Source organism: Pseudomonas sp. B21-053, from assembly GCF_026016365.1.
Lineage (GTDB): Bacteria > Pseudomonadota > Gammaproteobacteria > Pseudomonadales > Pseudomonadaceae > Aquipseudomonas > Aquipseudomonas nunensis.
Window position 1 is genome coordinate 4,934,954 of sequence record NZ_CP087205.1, and the last position, 19,992, is coordinate 4,954,945.

The 19,992-nt window shown below is 61.1% G+C and carries 18 protein-coding genes; 6 read left to right on the forward strand and 12 right to left on the reverse strand.

Annotation, left to right across the window (positions count from 1 at the left end; translation table 11 throughout):
* The first annotated feature begins 58 nt into the window (after positions 1 to 58).
* The gene (locus LOY68_RS21935) at positions 59 to 976 is read left to right on the forward strand and encodes an alpha/beta fold hydrolase (RefSeq protein WP_265039870.1); all 918 of its coding nucleotides are present in this window, start codon (positions 59 to 61) and stop codon (positions 974 to 976) included.
* Here LOY68_RS21935 and LOY68_RS21940 read toward each other — a convergent pair.
* Entirely contained in the window at positions 930 to 1,928 is a 999-nt protein-coding gene (locus tag LOY68_RS21940) for a GlxA family transcriptional regulator (protein WP_265039872.1), read from the reverse strand. The two genes, LOY68_RS21935 and LOY68_RS21940, sit on opposite strands and share 47 nt — an antisense overlap.
* Before the next feature lie 92 nt (positions 1,929 to 2,020).
* On the opposite strand from LOY68_RS21940, the gene inhA reads away from it, so the two are divergent.
* Positions 2,021 to 2,707: an isonitrile hydratase gene (gene inhA / locus LOY68_RS21945; protein WP_265039873.1), complete on the forward strand. Its 687-nt coding sequence runs from the start codon at positions 2,021 to 2,023 to the stop codon at positions 2,705 to 2,707.
* A gap of 923 nt (positions 2,708 to 3,630) precedes the next feature.
* Here the strand turns inward: inhA and LOY68_RS21950 are convergent.
* The gene (locus LOY68_RS21950; protein WP_265039875.1) at positions 3,631 to 4,431 is read right to left on the reverse strand and encodes an aminoglycoside phosphotransferase family protein; all 801 of its coding nucleotides are present in this window, start codon (positions 4,429 to 4,431) and stop codon (positions 3,631 to 3,633) included.
* Entirely contained in the window at positions 4,432 to 4,920 is a 489-nt protein-coding gene (locus tag LOY68_RS21955; protein ID WP_054617365.1) for an SRPBCC family protein, read from the reverse strand.
* A 197-nt stretch (positions 4,921 to 5,117) separates the two neighbouring features.
* Here LOY68_RS21955 and LOY68_RS21960 point away from each other — a divergent pair, with 197 nt between their 5' ends.
* The 3 genes from LOY68_RS21960 (at position 5,118) to LOY68_RS21970 (ending at position 7,035) form a co-directional block, all read left to right on the forward strand.
* A complete protein-coding gene (locus LOY68_RS21960) occupies positions 5,118 to 6,062 on the forward strand; it encodes an ADP-ribosylglycohydrolase family protein (RefSeq protein WP_265039876.1) in 945 nt (314 codons plus the stop codon).
* Positions 6,055 to 6,453 (forward strand): GFA family protein, encoded by a 399-nt coding sequence (locus LOY68_RS21965; protein WP_265039878.1) that lies wholly within the window; start codon positions 6,055 to 6,057, stop codon positions 6,451 to 6,453. The genes LOY68_RS21960 and LOY68_RS21965 overlap by 8 nt, the downstream gene beginning before the upstream one ends.
* 180 nt (positions 6,454 to 6,633) lie before the next feature.
* Positions 6,634 to 7,035, forward strand: coding sequence for a lysozyme inhibitor LprI family protein (locus LOY68_RS21970; RefSeq protein WP_265039880.1), 402 nt, complete (start codon positions 6,634 to 6,636; stop codon positions 7,033 to 7,035).
* Between the two features lie 122 nt (positions 7,036 to 7,157).
* Here LOY68_RS21970 and peaD read toward each other — a convergent pair whose 3' ends face one another.
* The 5 genes from peaD to LOY68_RS21995 form a co-directional block, all read right to left on the reverse strand.
* A complete protein-coding gene (gene peaD, locus LOY68_RS21975) occupies positions 7,158 to 8,276 on the reverse strand; it encodes a quinohemoprotein amine dehydrogenase subunit beta (RefSeq protein ID WP_265039882.1) in 1,119 nt (372 codons plus the stop codon).
* A 24-nt stretch (positions 8,277 to 8,300) separates the two neighbouring features.
* Positions 8,301 to 8,624: a quinohemoprotein amine dehydrogenase subunit gamma gene (qhpC, locus tag LOY68_RS21980; RefSeq protein WP_054053439.1), complete on the reverse strand. Its 324-nt coding sequence runs from the start codon at positions 8,622 to 8,624 to the stop codon at positions 8,301 to 8,303.
* A gap of 1 nt (position 8,625) precedes the next feature.
* On the reverse strand, positions 8,626 to 10,056 hold the full coding sequence (peaB, locus tag LOY68_RS21985; protein WP_163913374.1) for a quinohemoprotein amine dehydrogenase maturation protein: 1,431 nt from the start codon (positions 10,054 to 10,056) through the stop codon (positions 8,626 to 8,628).
* 81 nt (positions 10,057 to 10,137) lie between these two features.
* Positions 10,138 to 11,718 carry a quinohemoprotein amine dehydrogenase subunit alpha gene (gene peaA, locus LOY68_RS21990; RefSeq protein ID WP_265039883.1) on the reverse strand — a complete coding sequence of 527 codons (1,581 nt, stop codon included), beginning with the start codon at positions 11,716 to 11,718 and terminating at the stop codon, positions 10,138 to 10,140.
* Between the two features lie 343 nt (positions 11,719 to 12,061).
* Complete coding sequence (locus LOY68_RS21995; protein ID WP_054053445.1) at positions 12,062 to 12,316, reverse strand: DUF1652 domain-containing protein; 255 nt, start codon at positions 12,314 to 12,316, stop codon at positions 12,062 to 12,064.
* Positions 12,317 to 12,590: 274 nt separating this feature from the next.
* Between LOY68_RS21995 and LOY68_RS22000 the strand changes: the two genes are divergently transcribed.
* Positions 12,591 to 14,081: an aldehyde dehydrogenase family protein gene (locus LOY68_RS22000; protein WP_163913370.1), complete on the forward strand. Its 1,491-nt coding sequence runs from the start codon at positions 12,591 to 12,593 to the stop codon at positions 14,079 to 14,081.
* Between the two features lie 101 nt (positions 14,082 to 14,182).
* Here LOY68_RS22000 and LOY68_RS22005 read toward each other — a convergent pair whose 3' ends face one another.
* Genes LOY68_RS22005 through LOY68_RS22020 form a run of 4 tightly spaced genes read right to left on the reverse strand, consistent with a single transcriptional unit; the run spans position 14,183 to position 19,758 of the window.
* Positions 14,183 to 15,472 (reverse strand): tryptophan 7-halogenase, encoded by a 1,290-nt coding sequence (locus LOY68_RS22005; protein ID WP_265039885.1) that lies wholly within the window; start codon positions 15,470 to 15,472, stop codon positions 14,183 to 14,185.
* Positions 15,469 to 16,146: a S8 family serine peptidase gene (locus LOY68_RS22010; protein ID WP_265039887.1), complete on the reverse strand. Its 678-nt coding sequence runs from the start codon at positions 16,144 to 16,146 to the stop codon at positions 15,469 to 15,471. The genes LOY68_RS22005 and LOY68_RS22010 overlap by 4 nt, the downstream gene beginning before the upstream one ends.
* Entirely contained in the window at positions 16,136 to 17,854 is a 1,719-nt protein-coding gene (locus LOY68_RS22015) for an ABC transporter ATP-binding protein (protein ID WP_265039889.1), read from the reverse strand. The genes LOY68_RS22010 and LOY68_RS22015 overlap by 11 nt, the downstream gene beginning before the upstream one ends.
* Positions 17,854 to 19,758: a sigma-54-dependent Fis family transcriptional regulator gene (locus LOY68_RS22020; RefSeq protein ID WP_265039891.1), complete on the reverse strand. Its 1,905-nt coding sequence runs from the start codon at positions 19,756 to 19,758 to the stop codon at positions 17,854 to 17,856. Before LOY68_RS22020 ends, LOY68_RS22015 begins: the two co-directional genes overlap by 1 nt.
* Between the last annotated feature and the right edge of the window lie 234 nt (positions 19,759 to 19,992).

Below are 19,992 nucleotides of genomic sequence, written 5' to 3' on the forward strand. Positions count from 1 at the left end.
TTAGCGCTCGGCTTCAATTTTCCAGTGTTCTCGAATGCCAATGATCAGGAGTTCTCTCGTGACCCAGCCAACTGTCATTCACGCTGTTGAAGCCCCAGCCCTGAAAATCGCCTACGAACAACACGGCCCCATCACCGGCAAACCCATCATCCTGCTCCACGGCTTCCCCTACTCGCCCCGCGCCTACGACGAAATCGCCCCGGCCCTCGCCGCACAAGGCTATCGCGTCATCGTCCCGTATCTGCGCGGCTATGGCCCGACGCGTTTCAACAGCCCCGACACCCTGCGCTCCGGCCAGCAAGCCGCGCTCGCCCAGGATCTGCTGGACCTGATGGATGCCCTCGCCATTCCACAAGCCACGCTCTGTGGTTATGACTGGGGCGGTCGGGCGGCGTGCATTGTGGCGGCGTTGTGGCCGGAGCGGGTTCGCGGCCTGGTCACTGGTGATGGCTACAACTTGCAGAACATTCCGGGCTCGATCCAGCCGTTGGATCCGGAGACCGAGCATCGCCTCTGGTATCAGTACTACTTCCACACTGCGCGCGGTGTTGAAGGCTTGACGCAAAATCGCCGAGCCTTTTGCGAATTGCTCTGGCGCCTGTGGTCGCCGACCTGGGCCAGGAACGCCGAGCGTTATCCGTTGAGCGCTCCGGCCTTCGATAACCCGGATTTTGTCGAGGTAGTGATTCACTCGTATCGGCATCGGTTCATGTATGTGGCGGGCGATCCTGCGCTGGAATGGATGGAAGAAGCCCTGGCTAAACAACCACCGATCAGCGTGCCGACGATTTCCCTGTGCGGCGCTGACGATGGTGTCGGGCCGGCGCCGGAAGCCGACGAAGACGTCGAGCATTTCACCGGCCGTTACGAGCGCCGAGTGCTGACAGGCGTTGGGCATAACATTCCAGAAGAGGCGCCGGAAGCGACGATTAAGGCACTGCTGGATCTACTGAAAGCGGATCTACTGAAAGGCTGACGCTGAAGCGTTCGCGATAGGCTTGCGGCGTCACTCCAATGGCCCGCAGAAAGCTGCGGCGCAGGGTTTCTTCGCTGCCGAAACCGCATTGCACCGCGACCCGCTTGATCGGCACGCCGGTGTCGCTGAGCAGCCGCCGCGCGGTTTCGACGCGGATCAGTTCGATGGCCCGGGCCGGAGTCTGGCCGGTGTCGGTGCGGTAGTGGCGGATGAAGCTGCGTTCGCTCATGCCAGCTTGCAGCGCCAAAGTCGGGACGCCGAGGTCCTTGGTGAGGTTTTCACTGATCCAGGCATGAAGTTCGTCGAAACGGTTGCCTTCCTGTTGCAGGGACAAGGTCACGCTAAACTGAGATTGGCCGCCCGGACGTTTGAGAAACACCACCAATTGCCGGGCTACGTCTAATGCCATGGCACGACCGAGGTCTTCTTCGACCATGGCCAGCGCCAGGTCGATGCCAGCGGTGACGCCCGCCGAGGTCCACACCGGGCCGTCATTGATGAAGATCGGGTTGGGCTCGACGTGCAGGCGCGGATGCTTTTGCGCCAACTCCTCACAACGGGTCCAGTGGGTTACTACGCGCCGACCGTCGAGCCAGCCACTGGCCGCCAGCAGAAATGCGCCGGTGCAGACTGAAGAAACGCGGCGACAACCGGTTGCGTGTTCGCCCACCCACTCCACCAGCTGCGCGTCTTCGGCCGCCGAGTAAACGCCCCAACCGCCAGCGATGATCAACGTGTCGCTGCTGCCGGAGGGCAACGGCTCGGCCAACAGTGCAAGACCCGCCGATGACATCACCGCCCCGCCACCGCTGGCAATCACCGACGGCGCATAGGGCGCGGGCAAACCCTGTTGCCGGGCAATGTCGTTGGCCGAGGCAAACACCTGCAACGGCCCGGTGACGTCGAGCACCTGGACATTGGCAAACGCGAGCACATGAATGGATTTCGGCATGATTGGCGTAATTCGTGGGGTGATTGGCGGATACGCCAGATCCTACGAGCCTACAGTGAAGCCGTCCACCCCCCTCCAGGAGAATAAACGCCATGACCTTGCAGATCGGTTTTCTGTTGTTTCCACAGGTTCAACAACTGGACCTGACCGGCCCTTATGACGTGTTGGCCTCGCTGCCGGACGTGCAGGTGCATCTGATCTGGAAGGACTTGGTACCGGTCACGGCCAGTACCGGCCTGGTCCTGAAACCGACCACCACCTTCGAAGACTGTCCGGCGTTGGATGTGATTTGCATCCCGGGCGGCGCGGGTGTCGGGCCCTTGATGGAAGATGAGCAAACCCTGGCCTTCATCAAGGCTCAAGCGGTCAATGCGCGCTACGTTACGTCGGTGTGCACAGGGTCGCTGGTGCTCGGCGCGGCGGGCCTGCTCAACGGCAAACGCGCTACCACTCACTGGGCTTATCACGATTTGCTCGGCACATTGGGCGCGATCCCGGTGAAAGATCGGGTGGTGCGCGACGGCAATCTGTTTACCGGTGGCGGGATCACGGCGGGCATCGACTTCGCCCTGACTCTGGCTGCCGAGCTGTTCGGCAATGACACCGCGCAAGTGGTGCAGCTGCAACTCGAATATGCGCCAGCGCCACCATTCCAGGCCGGCAGCCCTGAAACCGCGCCGCAGAGCATCGTGGAAGAGGCGCAACGGCGGGCGGCGCCGTCGTATGTACAGCGCAAGCTGATCACTGAGCGGGCGGCGGCCAGGTTGAACCTTCAGTAAATGATCGTGGCGGCGAGGACCAATGCCCTTGCCGCCACAGGCTTTCGGAAAGACTTTTTCATCGCCCATAAAAAAACCCGCCGAAGCGGGTTTCTCAAGACCATTGCGACATCCTGTCGGCAGCCATCCTGGCTAATGGTCGATCATCCGTGATCCTGAGCACTCCCTGTGCTTCAGTTGATGGATCCAGAATATGCGCATCGCCGAAGCTTAAACAGACGACATACCCGCGAGCGCGTGTAAGCGATTGACCATTAGAAGCGAAAATCTCCCTGTGGGAGCGAGCCTGCTCGCGATGGCGGCGGGTCAGCCAACATCTATTTTGAATGTGATGGCCTCATCGCGAGCAGGCTCGCTCCCACAGGGGTTCTGGGTTGGGCGAGGTATTTGTGAATGGCTGGGATCAAATTGTGGGAGCGAGCCTGCTCGCGAAGACGGCGGCACATCTAGCATCGATGTCACTGACAGACCGCATTCGCGAGCAAGCCCGCTCCCACAAGGGATCTGAGTTCGGCGAGGTATTTTTGAATGGCTGGGATCAAATTGTGGGAGCGAGCCTGCTCGCGAAGACGGCGGCACATCCTGCATCCATGTCACTGGCAGACCGCATTCGCGAGCAAGCCCGCTCCCACAGGGGGATTTCGGTTCGGCGCGGTATCTGGGTATGGCTCACTTCCACAAATCCAGCCCACTTTCCGACAGGCGAAAAAAAACCCGCCGAAGCGGGTTTTTCCAAGACCATGTCGACTCCCTGTCGGCAGCGAATCCTTGCTTATGGTCGATCATCCGTGATCCTGAGCACTTCCTGTGCTTCAGTTGATGAGGCTAGATTACGCTTCGGATCCAATGTGCAATAGACGACATAGCTACCACCGCGTGTAAGACATTCGCTATACCACCCCTTCCGAAAACCCTTAGATACCTCAGGTATCCAGCATGGAGGCCGCGAGTTTAGCGACTTGCAGCTGACCTTCGGCCGCCAGGGTGGCGTCATCCTCCAGAAACCAGGCCGCCGACAATCCGGCAAATGCCAGCACCCATTGCAGCAAACGCCGACGCTCAAGCGCTGCAGCTTTGGCCACGATCTTGATTTGTCGCGCAAAGCGCAGCGGGTCGGTCGCCGTAGGCAGTTCAGGGTTGCAAATCAGGTTGGCGTAATCGAAACCGCGCTCGCCGATCACCCGCTTGGGGTCGATGGCCAGCCAGCCTCGCGGGCCGAAATCGAGGATATTGTCGTGGTGGATGTCGCCATGCAGCACGACCACGTCTTGTGGCGTCACCAGCAACGCTTCGGCAGTCGCCAGACTGAGGGAATAGAGGCCGCCGTATTGCGCGGCTGCCAGATGCAACGAACTGAACCATTGCGCCAAAGGCACCAGCGGCGGCAAGGGTGAAAGGCGCGGTGCATGTAACCGCGCCACCGCAGCACACATAATCTGGCTGGCTTCGTCGTCCTGGCCATTGAGCGCCATGTTCATCAGTGAACGCCGGCCCATGGCACGCTCCATCAACAAGCCGTCGCCGTGATGGGCAAACACCTGGGCGGCGCCCTCGCCGTCCCACCAGGTCATCAGCAGATTGCCGAACTTCTCCTCGGCGTCCACCGCCACCTTCAACATCGCCGGCACTTCACCCATCCGTACCGGCAGCAAACGACTGCCGGGCGTGATGATCGGCTTGCCGTCGGGCACCAGCGCCCAGCGCTTCAACCAGAGTTCAAACATTCACTCGCCCTGATGTTCGCGGGCCTTTTCGCTGACTTTCAGAAACTCTTCGATATTGCTCATCTGCTCATCCCAGCCACGACTGTCCATGCGGAACGCCTTGAGCCGGCGGGATTGGGGAATGTGATCGAAACCGGACTCGACAACCGTCAACAACGTGCCTTCGTCCATGTCCTGGAGTTCGAATTTCACCAGGGTGGTCGGCTCCTGGGAATAATCGACGTCCGGCTCCACGGCATACGGGTGCCAGCGAAACGAAAACACCCGCTCCGGCTCTACCCGCTCCACCAGCACATTCCACAGCAAGTGCTCATAGCCGGGGTAAGTAATCTGCCCCTGAGTCCACTCACCCGCAACAAAGCGCTTGCCCTCAAGCGCCACGCCAAACCACTGGCCGAACGCCTCGGCATTGGCCAACACGCGCCACACATGCGAACGCGGCGCCTTGAGCAAAATCTTTCTTTCGATGCGATCTGATGCTGGATTCATAAGTCACCTCCTGTACTGAACAGTAGGCCTGTAAGACCACAAGACCAACCCTAAAGTTGTATCAAGCCAGTGCGACTATCAACATAGTCTGAAATATCAGGCTGTATTTTGGACCTTCGGTTCTGGATTAAGGACGAGAGTTGGCCGATCGAAACTGCTAACGTTTGCGGCGAAGTTGAACCAGACAAGGACGATTCATGCAGCCATCACTCTCGGAGCGTTATCGCGGGGCCCTGCTGGGACTGGCATGCGGCGATGCCATTGGAACCAGCGTCGAATTCCAGCCGCGCGGCTCGTTCGCCAGCCTGACCGACATGGTGGGCGGCGGCCCTTTCAACTTGAAGCCGGGGCAATGGACTGATGACACCTCAATGGCGCTTTGCCTCGCGGAAAGCCTGTTGACCAAAACCGGATTCAACGCGGCCGATCAAATGGGCCGTTACCTCAACTGGTGGCATTGGGGTTACCTCAGTTCAACCGGCGAATGCTTCGACATTGGCATGACCGTGCGTGACGCCCTTACCCGCTACCAGGAAACCGGCGACCCTTTTGCTGGCTCAACCGATCCGGCTAGTGCCGGCAACGGCTCGTTGATGAGATTGGTGCCGGTGGTGCTGTATTACTTTCCCGACATAGAACGGATCAGAACCTTTGCCGCCGACAGTTCCCGGACCACCCACGCCGCGCCGGAAGCGATCGAATGCTGCCAGTTGTTCGCCGAATTAATTGGCAAGACACTGCAATGTGCTTTCAAGGAAGATTTGCGCAGTCTGCCGGAAACGACCTTCCTTGAACCCAAGGTCGCGGAGATCGCACGAGGAGATTACCTGGGCAAACCGAAAAGTGAGATCCGCGGCAGTGGGTATTGCGTTGCATCGCTGGAAGCGGCCTTGTGGTGTTTTCATCACACCGACAGTTTTGAAGCCGCCATCCTGGAAGCCGCGAACCTGGGGGACGATGCGGATACGACCGCCGCAATCGTCGGTCAGTTGGCCGGCGCCTATTACGGTGTACAGGCGATTCCCGAGGGTTGGCTGACAAAGTTGCATCAGCGAGATGACATTGAAGCCACAGCTGAAGCTCTGTATCAGACGGCAAAAGATCACGCCCCACTCACTCAGCCAGAGCATGGTAATGAATAGCCTGCGCGGAAGCTGCCTGTGCAAAACCATCGAGTACCAGCTCGACAGCCTCGACATGCCGATCAGCCATTGTCATTGCCAGACCTGCCGCAAGGCCCACGCTGCGGCCTTCGCCTCGACCGCCGGGGTGATGCGCGAGCATTTTCGCTGGACCAAGGGGCAGGATCGGCTGAGCAGTTATGAATCGTCGCCGGGCAAATTGCGGCATTTTTGTTCGGTGTGTGGTTCGCAATTGATGGCGGAGCGCTTGGCGCAGCCGCATGTGATTGTGCGGGTGGCGACGCTGGATGATGATCCGGAGATGAGGCCGCAGGCGCATATCTGGACGGCGCATGATGTGCCTTGGCTTGAATATGAATCGAATGAAAAATGTTTGGAGTGGCAGACATAGATTTATCAGGCCACAAAAATCCCTGTGGGAGCGAGCCTGCTCGCGAAGAGGGAGTGTCAGTCGACATTGATGTTGCCTGACACTCCCTCTTCGCGAGCAGGCTCGCTCCCACAGGGGTAGTGGTGAGTTGTGGATTCGCTACACTGCCCCTACTTTCCAATGTCATCGTGAGAATCCCTTATGCCCCCTCGCTTTCTCCTGGCGCTGATCCCGCTGCTCTTCACCACCGTCGCGCATGCCGTGGATTGTGACAATGCCACTAACCAGGGCGATATGAACCAGTGCGCCGCCCAGCAATTCAAAGCGGCGGATAAAGAGCTGAATGCGCTTTATCAGCAGATCACCCAGCGGTTGAAGGACAGTCCCGATACCAAGAAACTGCTGGTCAGCGCGCAGCGGAGTTGGGTGGCGTTTCGGGATGCGGAGTGCAAATTCTCGGCCTCCGGGGTGGACGGTGGCAGTGTGTATCCGCTGATCTACAGCAACTGCACCACCGGGCTGACCAAGGCGCGGGTCGAGGCGTTCAAGACTTACTTGAAGTGCGAGGAAGGGGATTTGAGCTGCCCGGTGCCTGGGGCTTGATGCTGCGGTGTCAGTGAGGGCCTCTTCGCGGGCGAGCCTCGCTCCTACAGGGTTTTGCGTCGATCACAAATCCCCTGTAGGAGCGAGGCTTGCCCGCGAAGGCGTCCGTTCAGGCGCTGCCGTTACCGAACAAATATCTGCGCCGTGGTAATCGCCATATCCCCACCCGGCAACTTGATATTCCCAATCTGCTTCATGCTCTCCGGATCAAAGATCGCCACGTCATTGAACGTCCCGGCCAGATAGATCTTGCTGCCGTCCTTATTGAAGGAAATGCAGTAGTAAGAGTGATCCAGCGTTGCCGCCTGGAGCATTTTTTTCTGCTTGATGTCGTACTTGGCCAAACGGTTGAGCACGCCGAACATCAGGTTCGGGTCCTTGGGTGAGCGCATGCCGCTGAAGTAGATTTCCGTCAACGGGCCGAAGTCGGTGGTTTCGGTCTTGCCGGTTTTCAGGTCGATGCTGAACAGCCCATAGAGGTATTCGGCGGTCAGTGGGTCCTGCTTCTTGTCCTTGAATTTCGCCGCCGTGTAGAGCAACGAGAAGTCATGGCGATAGGTCTGCTGGTTCCACACATAGAGCACGTCCGGCGCGCTGTAGTTTTCGCGTTTCCAGTGACGGCTGGGGATCAGCACGTCGAACTTGCCGGTCTTCACATCGACCTTGTAGACGTCCGCCCCAGCCACATACAGCGTGCCGTCGTCGCCGCTCTGCATGATGGTCAACTGCCGTGGCGCCGGGAAACTGCGCACCGGTTTGGCACTCATGCCGGCGTCGGTCGAGTAGACATCGAGCCGAGGCTGTTGCACTTCATAGCGGTCATTGAGCATCAACGTCGGGTTGGCGATGGCGAACAATTCCTTGCCGTCGTGGCTCAAGGTGAAGGCGAACATCGACTTGGCTTTCTCCCCCGGTTTCTGGGTGATGCTGGCGTGGAACACCTGCTTGCAGCTGTCGAGTTCGACGCCGTAGATGTCCGCGTAATGATTGTTCAGCACATACGCGGTCTTGCGATCCGGCGACAGTTGCACGGTGCCTGGGCCGAAGGCATCCGGCATCTTGCAGGTCTTGAACAAGGTGTCGCTGGCCAGGTCGATCACGTGCAGGTTGTTCGGGTAATTGGTGGTCAACATGTACTCGTGACCGTCTTGCAACGCGGTGTTTTCATCGGCCAGAACGTTGAGCGAACAAGCACCCAGGACGGCGAATGCGGCCAGGCCGCAGGCTTTGATACGAAGCATGCTGGAATCCTTCTCTCTGTCCGATTATTTGTCTTTGGGGAAGACAGTGCCGAGGTTGCGCCAGTTGTCGTTGGAGGCCTGCGCGTCCTTGTTCCAGTCCGGGTAGGTGCTCATCATGTCGGGCACCTGGGCCGGCCACCAGCAAGGGTCGGAGCAGCCGTACAGGTCCGCTTCCATCGGTTGGCACAGCGACGACACACCGCCAAATGCATCGATCTCCCAGCCCGGATCCGTGGTCGAGGCGCAGCCGGCGACGGAGCTCATCGCCACCACTTCTTCGATGCGGTTTTCCTCCGCGGCCTTGTCCATTTTCAGCGCTTTGTTATTGATTGCCTTGAGATGTTTCATATCAGTGAGCCTTGCGCGGAGTGATGTAGCTGCTGATAAACGCAGGGTTGTGGGCCATGATCCGGGTGTAGACCTCGATGCCGAAGTCGACCCAGTCACGCATCAGTTCGCAGTAGTGATAGGTCGGGTGGGTCGGGTCGCCGTAACGGGCATAGCTTTCGTGATAGCAGCCGCCGGAGCACAGGTTGCGGATCTGGCAGTCCTCGCACCCGGTGTTGGTGCGGTCCAGGCGTTGGGACAGGAAGTCGTTCAATTCGACTTGCTTCACGCCGCTGTGGACGTTGCCGAAGGTCGGCAGTGACGAACCGGTGAATCGGTGGCACAGGTTCAGCTCACCCTTGTGATCCACCGCCAACATCTTCAGGCCCGCGCCGCACGGCAGGGCTTTTTTGTGACCTTCGTGGATGTCGGTGATCAACTGGTGCAGGTTGGAGAAACCGATATTGCGGTGTTCCAGCGCGGCTTCCAGATAGCGTCGGCCGAGCTTCTTCATGTTGGCGAAGACTTCAATCAACTCGTCGCTGGACAGATTGAAAGTGCTGATATCGCCCGACGTCACCGGGGCAAAACCGACCTCGGCAAACCCCAGCTCGTTGAACAGGTGATCCCAAATGGTTTCCACGTCGGTGACGCCCGTGGTCAGGGTCACCCGCGCGCCGACCGGACGACTGTTGTAGCGCGACAGCAGCATCTCGGCCTTGCGCCGCACCACGTCATACGTGCCCTGCCCGCCGACGGTGATGCGGTTGCGATCGTGCACGGTTTTCGGCCCGTCGATACTCACCGAGAGCCCGAAACGGTGGGCGTTGAGGTAATCCACGGTGTCTTCGGTGAGCAGCGTCGCGTTAGTGGTCATGACGAACTCGACGAACTTGCCCGCCTCGGCAAACCGTTTTTCACAATAGTCGACCATGTACTCGATCAGCTTGCGATTGCTCAGCGGCTCGCCACCGAAAAACACCACGGTGAAACGCTCTTCGTCCGGGGATTCGCGCAGCAGCATCTCCACCGAGGCGACTGCGGTTTCGATGTCCATTTTCTTGCCCGCCGACGGCTTGTCGAGGTCTTCCTTGTAGCAGTAGGTGCAACTCAGGTTGCAACCAGTGTTGACGTTGAGCACCACGGTGTTGATCGCGGTGCGCTCGACCCGTTTGGTGCCGATGTCCGGGGTCAGGGGCGAGCCGTCGCTGACCAGTTCCAGGGCCATCAGCTCGCGCAGGGTTTCGGTGATTTCTTCACCATTGAAACGCGCGGCCAGGCGCTGGATCAGGTCGTCCGAAGAACAACCGGGACCGCGCAAGGTGTCGATGATGGTGCCCGTCAGTTCATCGCTTGCGAACAGCGAACTGCTGGGAATGTGAAACAGCATGCGGTCGGCATCGACGTGCACTTCGTGCAGATTCCGTTCGACCAGATTCAAAATAGCGCCCATTGCAACCTCCTGTGCAAACCCCGCTTGGCGGGGCCTGCGATCATTCCGAAAAGTGTCTGAAACCGTGAGAGATCAGCCAACTCATGGAATGGGTGGATTGTTCCAGCGTTGCACGGTGACGATCATGTGGCCTTCGCCGGTCAGGGATTTCCCTGCGTCGTCGACGGCGGCAATCACCTTGAGGTTGCCGGCATTGTTGGTAGACATTTTGCGTTGTGGGTTCGGCCCAGCATCGCCTGGGGTGAACACGCCGCTGTCGGCCTGCATGGTGCCGGCGAACTTGACGTCTTCGTCCTCCTTGGCGCGGTCGTCGAAGGCTTCGACCTTCCACTGCGCCGGGAACACGCCGATGCGATACGGCTTGCCATCGGCGCCCTTGCCCCAGGCTTCGGCGTCGAAACGGCCCTGGACTTTCGGCGTCGAACCACCGCCCTCGCCGATCCGCGCCACGGAGAATTCCGGCACGACTTTGACCGACGCGATTTTGCTGTAGACCGACAGGGTCGGGCCTTTCAGCGTGCCGACGGTGACGTTGCGCAGACCTGGTTGGGCATTCGCTGCAGCCTTGAGTTTGACCCTGATCCGCTCAGGACTTTGCTCAATAACGGCGACCACTTCCACGCCTTTGCCGAAGTTCGGTTTGCCGGTGAGACCGCTGCCGATCAACGTCACTTCGGTTTCAACACCCGCCTTCAGGTAACCCGGCTGCACCGCCAGCAAGCGACTGCTGCCCTGCTTCGCCGCCACGAAATCCAGACCGCGTTCATCGTGCTCAGCCTCGAACATCCGGCCTTGCATTGCATTGCCCTGAGCGGCGAACACTTGGCGCATGGTCACGCCATCAACCGTCACGTTGCCGCGCCATTCGTAGCCGCTGTAGAGAATCGCGCTGCCGTCGCCATTGAATGCGCTGCCATCGGCGTATTGGCCTTTGACGCTGACCTTGAAGGTGTCGCTGCCATCGGCGGTGACGCTCATCACGCCAGCCAATTCACCTTTACCCGGCAAGTGACCGCTGAAGCTCCAGTCGCCGACCAGCGCATCGCTTTTCGGCGCAGTGCCCAGCCATTTTTTCCAGGCCGGGTTGTCCAGCGGATAACGCTTGGCCAACAGCGGCACCATGTCTTTGCGGGCGATATCGAACCAGTCGCGATCCCGGGACAGGGCCTGGTATTCGAGGGACGGCCACTGGCCGAGGTGGAAATTCACCAGACGCTCCCATTCCTGGGCCGGACGGCGTTGCAGGGCGACCCGCGCGCCGGAGTGGCAGCGGCCGCACATCTGGCTGGTCTGGTCGTCGAATTTTTCGACGGTATTCAGGCGACGTTCCAGCGCATAACGCACGCCATCGGTTTCGCTCGGCGCCAGGCCTTGGGTGTCGGCCAGGTATTTGACCAGGGTGCGGCGGTCGTCATCGCTGATCTGCAAACCGTGCATGGTCTGCATCCGCGCGATGCTCATCAGCCAGCCTTCCGGGGTCTTGCGCTGGTGGCTGATGCGGCTCAGGGCATTATCGGCCTCGGGGGTGTGACAGCCCTGGCAGGTTTCCTTGAGGATGGTCTGGGCGTCGCGGGCTGCCAGGCTGTAAGGCGAATGCAGCGCCACACAAGCGGCCACGGCCAGCAGACTGGCGCTCAGGCCTGATCGGAGTCTTCTCTTCATCAACGTCGAACCTCGCACGGTGCTTTCTTATTGTTGTGGCTTATCGTTTTTATGGTTTCTGCCGCCGGCGGCGCACCGCTGACGGAGGCAAGAGAAACGTCTGCGATGAGCAATACACGGAGCGTGCCAGCTTACCGATATCCTTTTTTATCAAGTAGTTGCGTGAAGAAGAAGGCCCGAAGCCCGGTCTGGGCACGATCACCTGCGTCTAATATCGCGACAGCTGTTGCAGTCTGAGACAAGCGTAGCCGCCTCAATGCAATCGCTGGGGTCGTGCGGAAATTCGCAGCCTGAATGTTCGGCGTCATGCCGCCCCGGCACCCAGGGGCGGCATGTCGTCTGTTCAGATGTAAAAGGTGGGGTGAACGCCTTTGTGAACCTCGATTTCCTGCCGCATGTCCGCCACCAGCGAGGCGATGGCGTGGGGACTGTCCAGCGTCCAGAGGGGAACGTGGGTCGCCACCATGTCGACTTTGCCGGTCATGCAGTCACAGACCCGAATCGTCAGGGACTGGTCGGCCTCCATGTTGCAGGTGCAAACCGACGGCAAAAAGCTGCGTTCAATGATGTTTTGAATTTCCAGGGTTGAAAGGAACATCGTGACCTCCCTTATGCCAGGTGAGTGGCCGGGCGAAGGCTCCCTCGTTTCGCCCCTCGAGCCTGAAAATTCTAGTCCTCAAAAGTCAGTGTCTCAAGGGCGCAACACGGCTGCTCGTCGTCTCAGCGCCTGTCGCAATTTGCGAAAAAATCCCGGGCTTCATCTTCGTCCACAACCTGCGAAACCTCGCCGATACAGGCCCATCCGGCCCTCCCCGATACTTGGCACAGCCATTGCGAAAGCCCTGATCTCACGAACAACAAGAGATCTCGCCATGTCCCTTCCTTATCTGCTTCCCGCCACTTCGGCGTTTATCCAGCGCGCGCCGCGCATGTTGATCGGCGGTGACTGGGTCGAGGCCGCCGACGGCCAGACCATGCCCCTGCACAACCCGGCCACCGGTGAAGTGCTGTGCGTGGTGCCGCGCGCCACTCCCGAGGACATGGACCGCGCCGTGCTCGCGGCGCGCCGGGCCTTCGATGATTCGCCCTGGACCCGAACCCGCCCGCGTGAGCGGCAAAACCTGCTGTGGAAACTCGCCGACCTGATGGAGCGCGACGCCGAGCTGCTGGCGCAACTGGAATGCCTGAACAACGGTAAAAGCGCGGCGGTGGCCCAAGTGATGGATGTGCAACTGTCCATCGATTTCCTGCGCTACATGGCGGGTTGGGCGACCAAGATTGAGGGCTCCAGCGTCGAGGTGTCGTTGCCGCTGATGCCCAACGATCAATTCCACAGCTTTATCCGTCGTGAAGCGGTGGGCGTGGTCGGCGCCATCGTCGCCTGGAACTTCCCGCTGCTGCTGGCCTGCTGGAAACTCGGCCCGGCCCTGGCCACCGGCTGCACCGTGGTGCTCAAACCCGCCGACGAAACCCCGCTAAGCGCGTTGAAACTGGCGGAACTGGTGCTGGAAGCCGGGTATCCCGAAGGCGTGTTCAACGTGGTCACCGGCACCGGCATCACCGCTGGTTCGGCGCTGACCCACAACCCGTTGGTCGACAAGCTGACCTTCACCGGTTCGACCGCCGTGGGCAAGCAGATCGGCAAGATCGCCATGGAATCCATGACCCGGGTGACCCTGGAACTGGGCGGCAAATCGCCGACCATCGTCATGGGCGATGCTGATTTGAAGTCCGCCGCAGCCGGTGCCGCCAGCGCGATTTTCTTCAACCAGGGCCAGGTCTGCTGTGCCGGTTCGCGGCTGTATGTGCAGCGCAAGCATTTCGACAATGTGGTGGCGGACATCGCCGATATCGCCAACGCCATGAAACTCGGCAACGGCATGGACCCGACGGTCGAGATGGGGCCGTTGATCTCCAAGCGTCAGCAGGAGCGGGTTTACGGCTACATCGAACAGGGCCGGGAAAGCGGCGCGACCATTGCCTGTGGTGGCGAGCAGTTCGGGCCGGGGTTCTTCGTCAAGCCGACGGTGATAGTCGATGTCGATCAGAAGCATTCATTGGTGCAGGAAGAAATCTTCGGCCCGGTGCTGGTGGCGATTCCGTTTGATGACGAGGCCGATGCGTTGCGCATGGCGAATGACAGTCCTTATGGGCTGGGGGCGAGCATTTGGTCGAATGATCTGGCGGCGGTGCACCGGATGATTCCGCGGATCAAGTCGGGGTCGGTGTGGGTCAATTGCCACAGCGCGCTGGACCCGGCGTTGCCGTTTGGCGGGTACAAAATGTCCGGGGTTGGGCGGGAGATGGGGTATGCGGCGATTGAGCATTACACCGAGTTGAAGTCGGTGTTGATCAAGTTGTAATTAGCGGCGTTCTTTAGGCCGCCTTCGCGGGCAAGCCTCGCTCCTACAGGGAATCGCGTTCCCCTGTGGGAGCGGGCTTGCTCGCGAAGGGGCCGGCGAGGTCACGGCTTATATCCCTGACTCAACAACCAACTGCGAACCATCCTGCCCTGCTCCGCCGTCAACCCCGCCAACGCCTGTTCCGCCGGTTCACTCCACAACCGCCGCAGCAACGGCGCCAACTCAACCCCCTGCACATGCCAGATCCCCAGCGGCTGATCCGCCGTGATCACCACCTCCGCCTCATCGACAAACCCGTCCCGCAACACCGGCGCCGGCTCAATGCGCAACGACGCGAAATCCGCCTCGGCATGCGCCACTTCAGCATCCGGCCATTGCCGCCGCGCCTGCCAGAACGGTTGCTCCAGCCAGCGCTGCTCATCCGCATAAAAATCCCGACCGATCCGCGCGAAACGCAAAAACAACTGTTCCACCCGCTGCTGATGAAAGCGCTGGGCCAACGCTGCACGCTCAGGTTTACGCAACAGGGTGTTGATCACCGTCGGCGCCTGTAACGCCGAGGACAGGGATTGGAAAATCCCGTTGCCCGACAACGGGTCTACAGCCATCGCCGCGTCGCCCACCCGAATCCAGTTATCGCCGCACACTTGCGGGCTCAAGATCGCGGTGCTGCTGCGGGCGTGCAGTTGTAGTTCAGTTTCCGGCCCATCGCCAAAAAACGCCCGTGCCACTTCCGAAGCGTGGCGCCGTTGACGGCAGTAATCGAGCAACTGCGCCTTGCCCGGCAACGCAGCGCTGGCCACGTCTACCGTCCATTGCCAATAACACTGACCGTCGGCCCGGCGCGCCATCCACGCCCAACCGTCCTCAAGGCTTTCCACGGCGCTGGCGGTGTCGCCCGGCGCTGCCTGCCAGCGATTGAGCAGGCTGACCGTCTCCGGCCCGCGCAGACCTTTGCCGAGGGCAGGCGCCGAACGTCCGCGCGCTTCCACCAGGAAATCCGCGACCAACGTTTCGCACCCTTCGATCTCGACCCGATGCCCCTCAGTCGAGGACTGCACCGTCAGCACCCGCCCTTCGATCAACTCGACCCCAGCCGCACGCAAATCCTCGCGCAGGCCGCGATCAAAACTCGGCCGGTCCAACAGATATTCGATGTTCTGCGCATGCTGCTGGCCGTTCCACGACACCTGCCGCTGGGAAGGCAGCGCCGCATCCGCCAACGCGTGGTTCAACCCCGCGCCACGCAACGCGTCCAGCACCCGCACGGAAACCCCTTCCAGCGCGGCAAAGCGGCGCCATTCGCTGACCAGCGTCACCGGGTAACCGAGCCGAGGCAGCCCCAAAGCCACTGCCGCCCCCGCCGGGCCAGCGCCAAGGATCAGAATCACGGTGCGAAACGCCGTTCAGGGCCGCGATACCGGGCGTGATCCCGCAGCCATTCGATGACATGTTGATTGCTCGCCTCCGGATGCGCGACGAGGAAACCGGCGATGTGCCCGCTCAACGCCGCACAGCCCAGGCTGGCACCGGACTGACCCGGATAGGTGCCATGCACACACGCCGCGAAATCCGCCTGGGCGCTGTTGAGCCACGACCATTCGTTTTCTGCACAACGGGCATCGCCAGTCACCCGCAGCACCTGTGGATAATTCGCCGGATACACGCCCTCGCCCTGAGCCGGACTCGATGCGCAGAGCAACAGGCCCCGTGCAACCGCCGCCGCACAGGCTTCGCGCAACAGGCTGCGGTCCTGGCGCAAGCCGAGGCTCAAATTGATCAGCCGCACGTCCTGCGTCACCAGCCAGTCAATCGCCGTGGCGATCTGCAAAGCACTGGTCACGCCACGCTGGTCGAACACTTGGGCCACGCAAAACACCGCTGCCGGTGCACGCCGGCCGATGGCCTCGATCACTGCGCTGCCATGGCCAAGTGGGTCGTCGCGCAAATCGCTTTCCGCCAGACCATCCTCCAGCAGCGAAAACCTGCGCCCCGCGACCACCTGCACCCGTTGCGCCGCCGAGTGACCGCTGTCAACCACGCCAACTCGCAGTTCAGGCCTCATGCAACACCGTTTTCGAAATGAGCACGCCGTCGAGCAATTCGAAGCGCAGATCGGCGTCCGCCAGGGTCGAGGGACGATGGCTGATCAGGATGCGCGTGCGCCCGGCGAACAATCGGTCAATGGCTTCGATCACTTCCCGTTCGGTGGCTTCATCCACCGCTGAAGTGGCTTCGTCGAGCACCAAAATCAACGGGTCCTGCAACAAGGCCCGGGCAATGGCGATCCGCTGTTTCTGCCCCCCGGACAGCTGCTGGCCGCGTTCGCCCAACGGACTGTCGAGGCCTTCGGGCAAGGACGCGATCAGACTGTCGAGTTGCGCCAGCCGCGCGACTTCGGCAATCGCCTCGCGACTGGCGTCCGGCACCGCGTAGGCCAGGTTGTCCGCGAGGCTGCCGCGAAACAGCACAATGTCCTGACTGACAATGGCGATCCGTCTGCGCAGCTCGAACAGGTCTAGCTCCCGTAGATCAACCTCCCCCAACAACACGCCGCCAGACTGCGGATCGTGGTGCCGTTGCAACAGGTCGATCAGGGTCGATTTGCCGACACCGGAGCCGCCGCTCAGGGCGACTTTCAAGCCGTAAGGAATGCGCGCGTCGATGCCGCTCAACGTGCTCGGACGCCCCGGATGACTGAAATGCACGTTGTCGAAACGCAGCTCTCCAGAGCCCGGTATCGGCTGCGGCGTAACCGGTGTGAGCACGGTGGGCTCTTCGCCGCGCAACTCCATGACGCGCCCGAGACTCACGGTCATTCGCTGGATCGCCACATACAGCCCGAGCAAACTCTGAACCGGCCCCACCGCCATCCCGAGGTAGGTGGAAAACGCGATCAGCGCACCGAGTTGCCACGTGCCCTGCACCACCCAATAACCGCCGATCAAAAACGCACAGGCCCGGGACAACGACGTCAGCGTGCCCGGCACGGCCTGGGTGAAAAACTCGGTGACTTGCAGGCGCAGCAACTGGCTCATATAGCCTTGGCCCAGGCTCTCCAGACGTCGCGCCTCACGCTGTTGCTGACCGGCGGACTGGATGAATTTCATCACCGGCAAGGTCTCGACCATGAACGACGACATGTCCGCCGAGCGCTCACGCAACTGCCGCACATCGCGCTCGACCTTGCACCGCATCCAGCGCAGCCACAGCACGTCGAGAGGGATCAGCACCAACGCCAGCAGCGAGAGTTTCCAGGACAAGGTCAACAGCATCGCGATGGAGAAGACCAGGCCGATCACGCTCGACACCGCCGAGAACAGCGAGTCCACGGCAAAGCGCTGGATCTCCGCGACATCACCGTCGAGGCGCGACATCAAATCGCCGATGCGCCGCTGGCCGTAGAAGCTCGGCGACAAGGTTTGCAAGTGCCGATACAGGTCATCGCGCAGGGCAAACAGAATCCGCCCGGACAACCGCGTGTGCAGGTAACGATTGATCCCCGACAGCGCCGTGCCGAGCAAACCGGCCACGATCATCAACACGGCGATCAGCACCAGCACCGGGAAATTGCGCCCGAGCAGGCCGTCGTCGATCAGCAGTTTGGTCAGCCACGGTTGCACCAGCACCAACAACGACGCGCAGACCGACAACCCGAGCAACCCGGCAATCGCCAGTCGATGCGGGCGCACGAAGCTATACAGCCAGCGCAACGCCGCTTGCAGGGCTTGCGGGTTCGGACTGTCGATCAGCCGCACGATCAGGCGCTGCATCACAGGCGCAGCTGTTTGAGTTTGCGGTACAGGGTCGCGCGGCTGATGCCGAGGGCGTCGGCGGCGGCGGAGACGTTGCCCTGGTGCGCGTCCAGGGATTGGCGGATCAGCTCCAGTTCGTTTTCACGAATGCTACCGGCCTGGGGGCGCTCGGTGGCGGTCAGGTCGTCAAGCATGCTGTCGGGCAAGTGGTCGAGGGTGAGCACGCTGTCGCCCGCCTCGCGCATGGCCAACGCGGTGCGCAGGACCATTTCCAATTGGCGAATGTTACCCGGCCAGTGATAGCCGCCGAGCAGTTTGCTCAGGTCGTCATGCAAGGTCACCGTCGGCGCGTCGAGCTTGGCCAGCAAGCGACCAACCAGACCGCTGAAATCCTCGCGTTCGCGCAGGGCCGGGAGCATCACGCTGATGCCGTTGACCCGGTAGAACAGGTCTTCGCGAAAGTGTTTGTCCTCCACCAGACGCTTGAGGTCGCGGTGGGTGGCGCAGATCAGCGCGACATCGATGTCCTGCTCTTCGCCGGCGCCCAGTGGCGCGACTTTGCGGTCCTGCAATACGCGCAAGAGACGCGCCTGCAAGGCCAATGGCATGTCGCCGATTTCATCGAGGAACAAGGTGCCGCCGTGGGCCTGTTGCAGGCGTCCGACCATGCCGCCACGCCGGGAACCGGTGAACGCGCCTTCGCGGTAGCCGAACAGTTCCGACTCGATCAGGCCTTCAGGAATCGCCGCGCAATTCACCGCGACGAAGGGTTTGTCGCAGCGGGTGCCGGCCATGTGCAGGGCGCGGGCGATCACTTCTTTTCCGGTGCCTGTTTCGCCGAGCAGCAACACCGGCAATTCATTGGCCAGGCCTTGGCGGGCCATGCGCAAGGCGCGGGCATAACGCACATTACTGCCGGCCAAGGATTCGAGATCCGGTTGCGGTTTGGCCGGTTTGGCCGTCGGGCGTGGCGTGGTGCCGACGTTGATCGAACGCTGGGGCGCACGCAGGGTTTTGTAGAAAAATTCACCCTTGGCGGTTTGCAGGATTCCGACGCCGCCCTGTTGCAACCGCGCCAGCAGTTGCAGGCCATCGACGCCGAGAAACTCTTCGCAGCGATGCCCGACCAATGCTGAACGCTCGGCGCGCAGCAACTGGCAGGCCTGGGCGCTGACCGCCAGAATTTGTCCGCCGAGGCTCACCGCCAACAGGCCTTGCCACGGCGATTCGAGGTACTGCCGACGGCTGTGGAAGGCGAGGACGATCTGATCGGGATAGCTGGCGTTGAACACCCGGCTTTCAATCTGGCTGACCGCCATGGCCAGCAGCGCGGAGCTGTCGTGGACGCGGCCGAGCGGGCCTTCGCGGGTCAGGTCGAGGACGCCGAGGATATCGCCTTGGGGGCAGTGAATCGGCACCGAGGTGCAGGAGAAATCGCTCAGGCGATCCAGGTAATGTTCGCCGCAATCGATCAGGGTCGGCCGGGCTTCAACCAGTGCGGTGCCGAGGGCATTGGTGCCGCGCGCGGCTTCGCTCCAGCAGGCGCCGAGGGTGATGTCTTGCAGGCCCGAGCCTTTGAGACGATCGGCGCGGCCTTCGACAGCGAGGATGGTCGCGTCGGAGTTGGCGAGGATGATCAGGCCTTCTTTGCCTTGGCGTTCGGCCAGGTAATCGATCGCCGGCATCGCGGCGTCGATCAGCAAGCGGTTGCTGGCCAGCAGCACCTCAAGGCTTGCGCTCGATTCCAGGGTCAGCTCGTGCTTGCCGTTGAAATGCACGCCATGGCTGAGGCTGCGCCGCCACGAGGCATCGATTTCCGCACGCAATACGCCATCGGGGACTTCGCCTTCGAGGTGAAGCTTTTCCCGGGCCAGCCGGGCTTCCTGATGCGGTTTGGGGTGTGTTGTTTTTATGAGTGTCATCAAGCGCTCCGCAGCGGTCCGCTTTGCGCTTTATGAAATCAGCGCCGTGGCGTCAATCTTTACGTTAACGTCAGGGCGATGGCAAGAGCCGTAGGGCGCTTGTGTTGTATCTGGGGGACCGCGTTATCGTTCTTCGCGGGCAAGCCTCGCTCCTACAGGGATCGAGCGAGCCGGGGATTCGCGCTTCGCCGGTAGTCCGCGTTATCGTTCTTCGCGAGCAGGCTCGCTCCCAGA

What these genes read in the sequence shown, in the direction of transcription:
- LOY68_RS21960 (WP_265039876.1), top strand. Translation starts at nt 5,118, where the DNA reads ATGCAGCCATCACTCTCGGAGCGTTATCGCGGGGCCCTGCTGGGACTG.
- LOY68_RS22015 (WP_265039889.1), bottom strand. Translation starts at nt 17,854, where the DNA reads ATGCAGCGCCTGATCGTGCGGCTGATCGACAGTCCGAACCCGCAAGCC.
- LOY68_RS21995 (WP_054053445.1), bottom strand. Translation starts at nt 12,316, where the DNA reads ATGTTCCTTTCAACCCTGGAAATTCAAAACATCATTGAACGCAGCTTT.
- LOY68_RS22020 (WP_265039891.1), bottom strand. Translation starts at nt 19,758, where the DNA reads ATGACACTCATAAAAACAACACACCCCAAACCGCATCAGGAAGCCCGG.
- LOY68_RS22000 (WP_163913370.1), top strand. Translation starts at nt 12,591, where the DNA reads ATGTCCCTTCCTTATCTGCTTCCCGCCACTTCGGCGTTTATCCAGCGC.
- LOY68_RS21940 (WP_265039872.1), bottom strand. Translation starts at nt 1,928, where the DNA reads ATGCCGAAATCCATTCATGTGCTCGCGTTTGCCAATGTCCAGGTGCTC.
- qhpC (WP_054053439.1), bottom strand. Translation starts at nt 8,624, where the DNA reads ATGAAACATCTCAAGGCAATCAATAACAAAGCGCTGAAAATGGACAAG.
- LOY68_RS21970 (WP_265039880.1), top strand. Translation starts at nt 6,634, where the DNA reads ATGCCCCCTCGCTTTCTCCTGGCGCTGATCCCGCTGCTCTTCACCACC.
- peaB (WP_163913374.1), bottom strand. Translation starts at nt 10,056, where the DNA reads ATGGGCGCTATTTTGAATCTGGTCGAACGGAATCTGCACGAAGTGCAC.
- LOY68_RS22010 (WP_265039887.1), bottom strand. Translation starts at nt 16,146, where the DNA reads ATGAGGCCTGAACTGCGAGTTGGCGTGGTTGACAGCGGTCACTCGGCG.
- LOY68_RS21955 (WP_054617365.1), bottom strand. Translation starts at nt 4,920, where the DNA reads ATGAATCCAGCATCAGATCGCATCGAAAGAAAGATTTTGCTCAAGGCG.
- LOY68_RS21965 (WP_265039878.1), top strand. Translation starts at nt 6,055, where the DNA reads ATGAATAGCCTGCGCGGAAGCTGCCTGTGCAAAACCATCGAGTACCAG.
- peaA (WP_265039883.1), bottom strand. Translation starts at nt 11,718, where the DNA reads ATGAAGAGAAGACTCCGATCAGGCCTGAGCGCCAGTCTGCTGGCCGTG.
- LOY68_RS21950 (WP_265039875.1), bottom strand. Translation starts at nt 4,431, where the DNA reads ATGTTTGAACTCTGGTTGAAGCGCTGGGCGCTGGTGCCCGACGGCAAG.
- peaD (WP_265039882.1), bottom strand. Translation starts at nt 8,276, where the DNA reads ATGCTTCGTATCAAAGCCTGCGGCCTGGCCGCATTCGCCGTCCTGGGT.
- inhA (WP_265039873.1), top strand. Translation starts at nt 2,021, where the DNA reads ATGACCTTGCAGATCGGTTTTCTGTTGTTTCCACAGGTTCAACAACTG.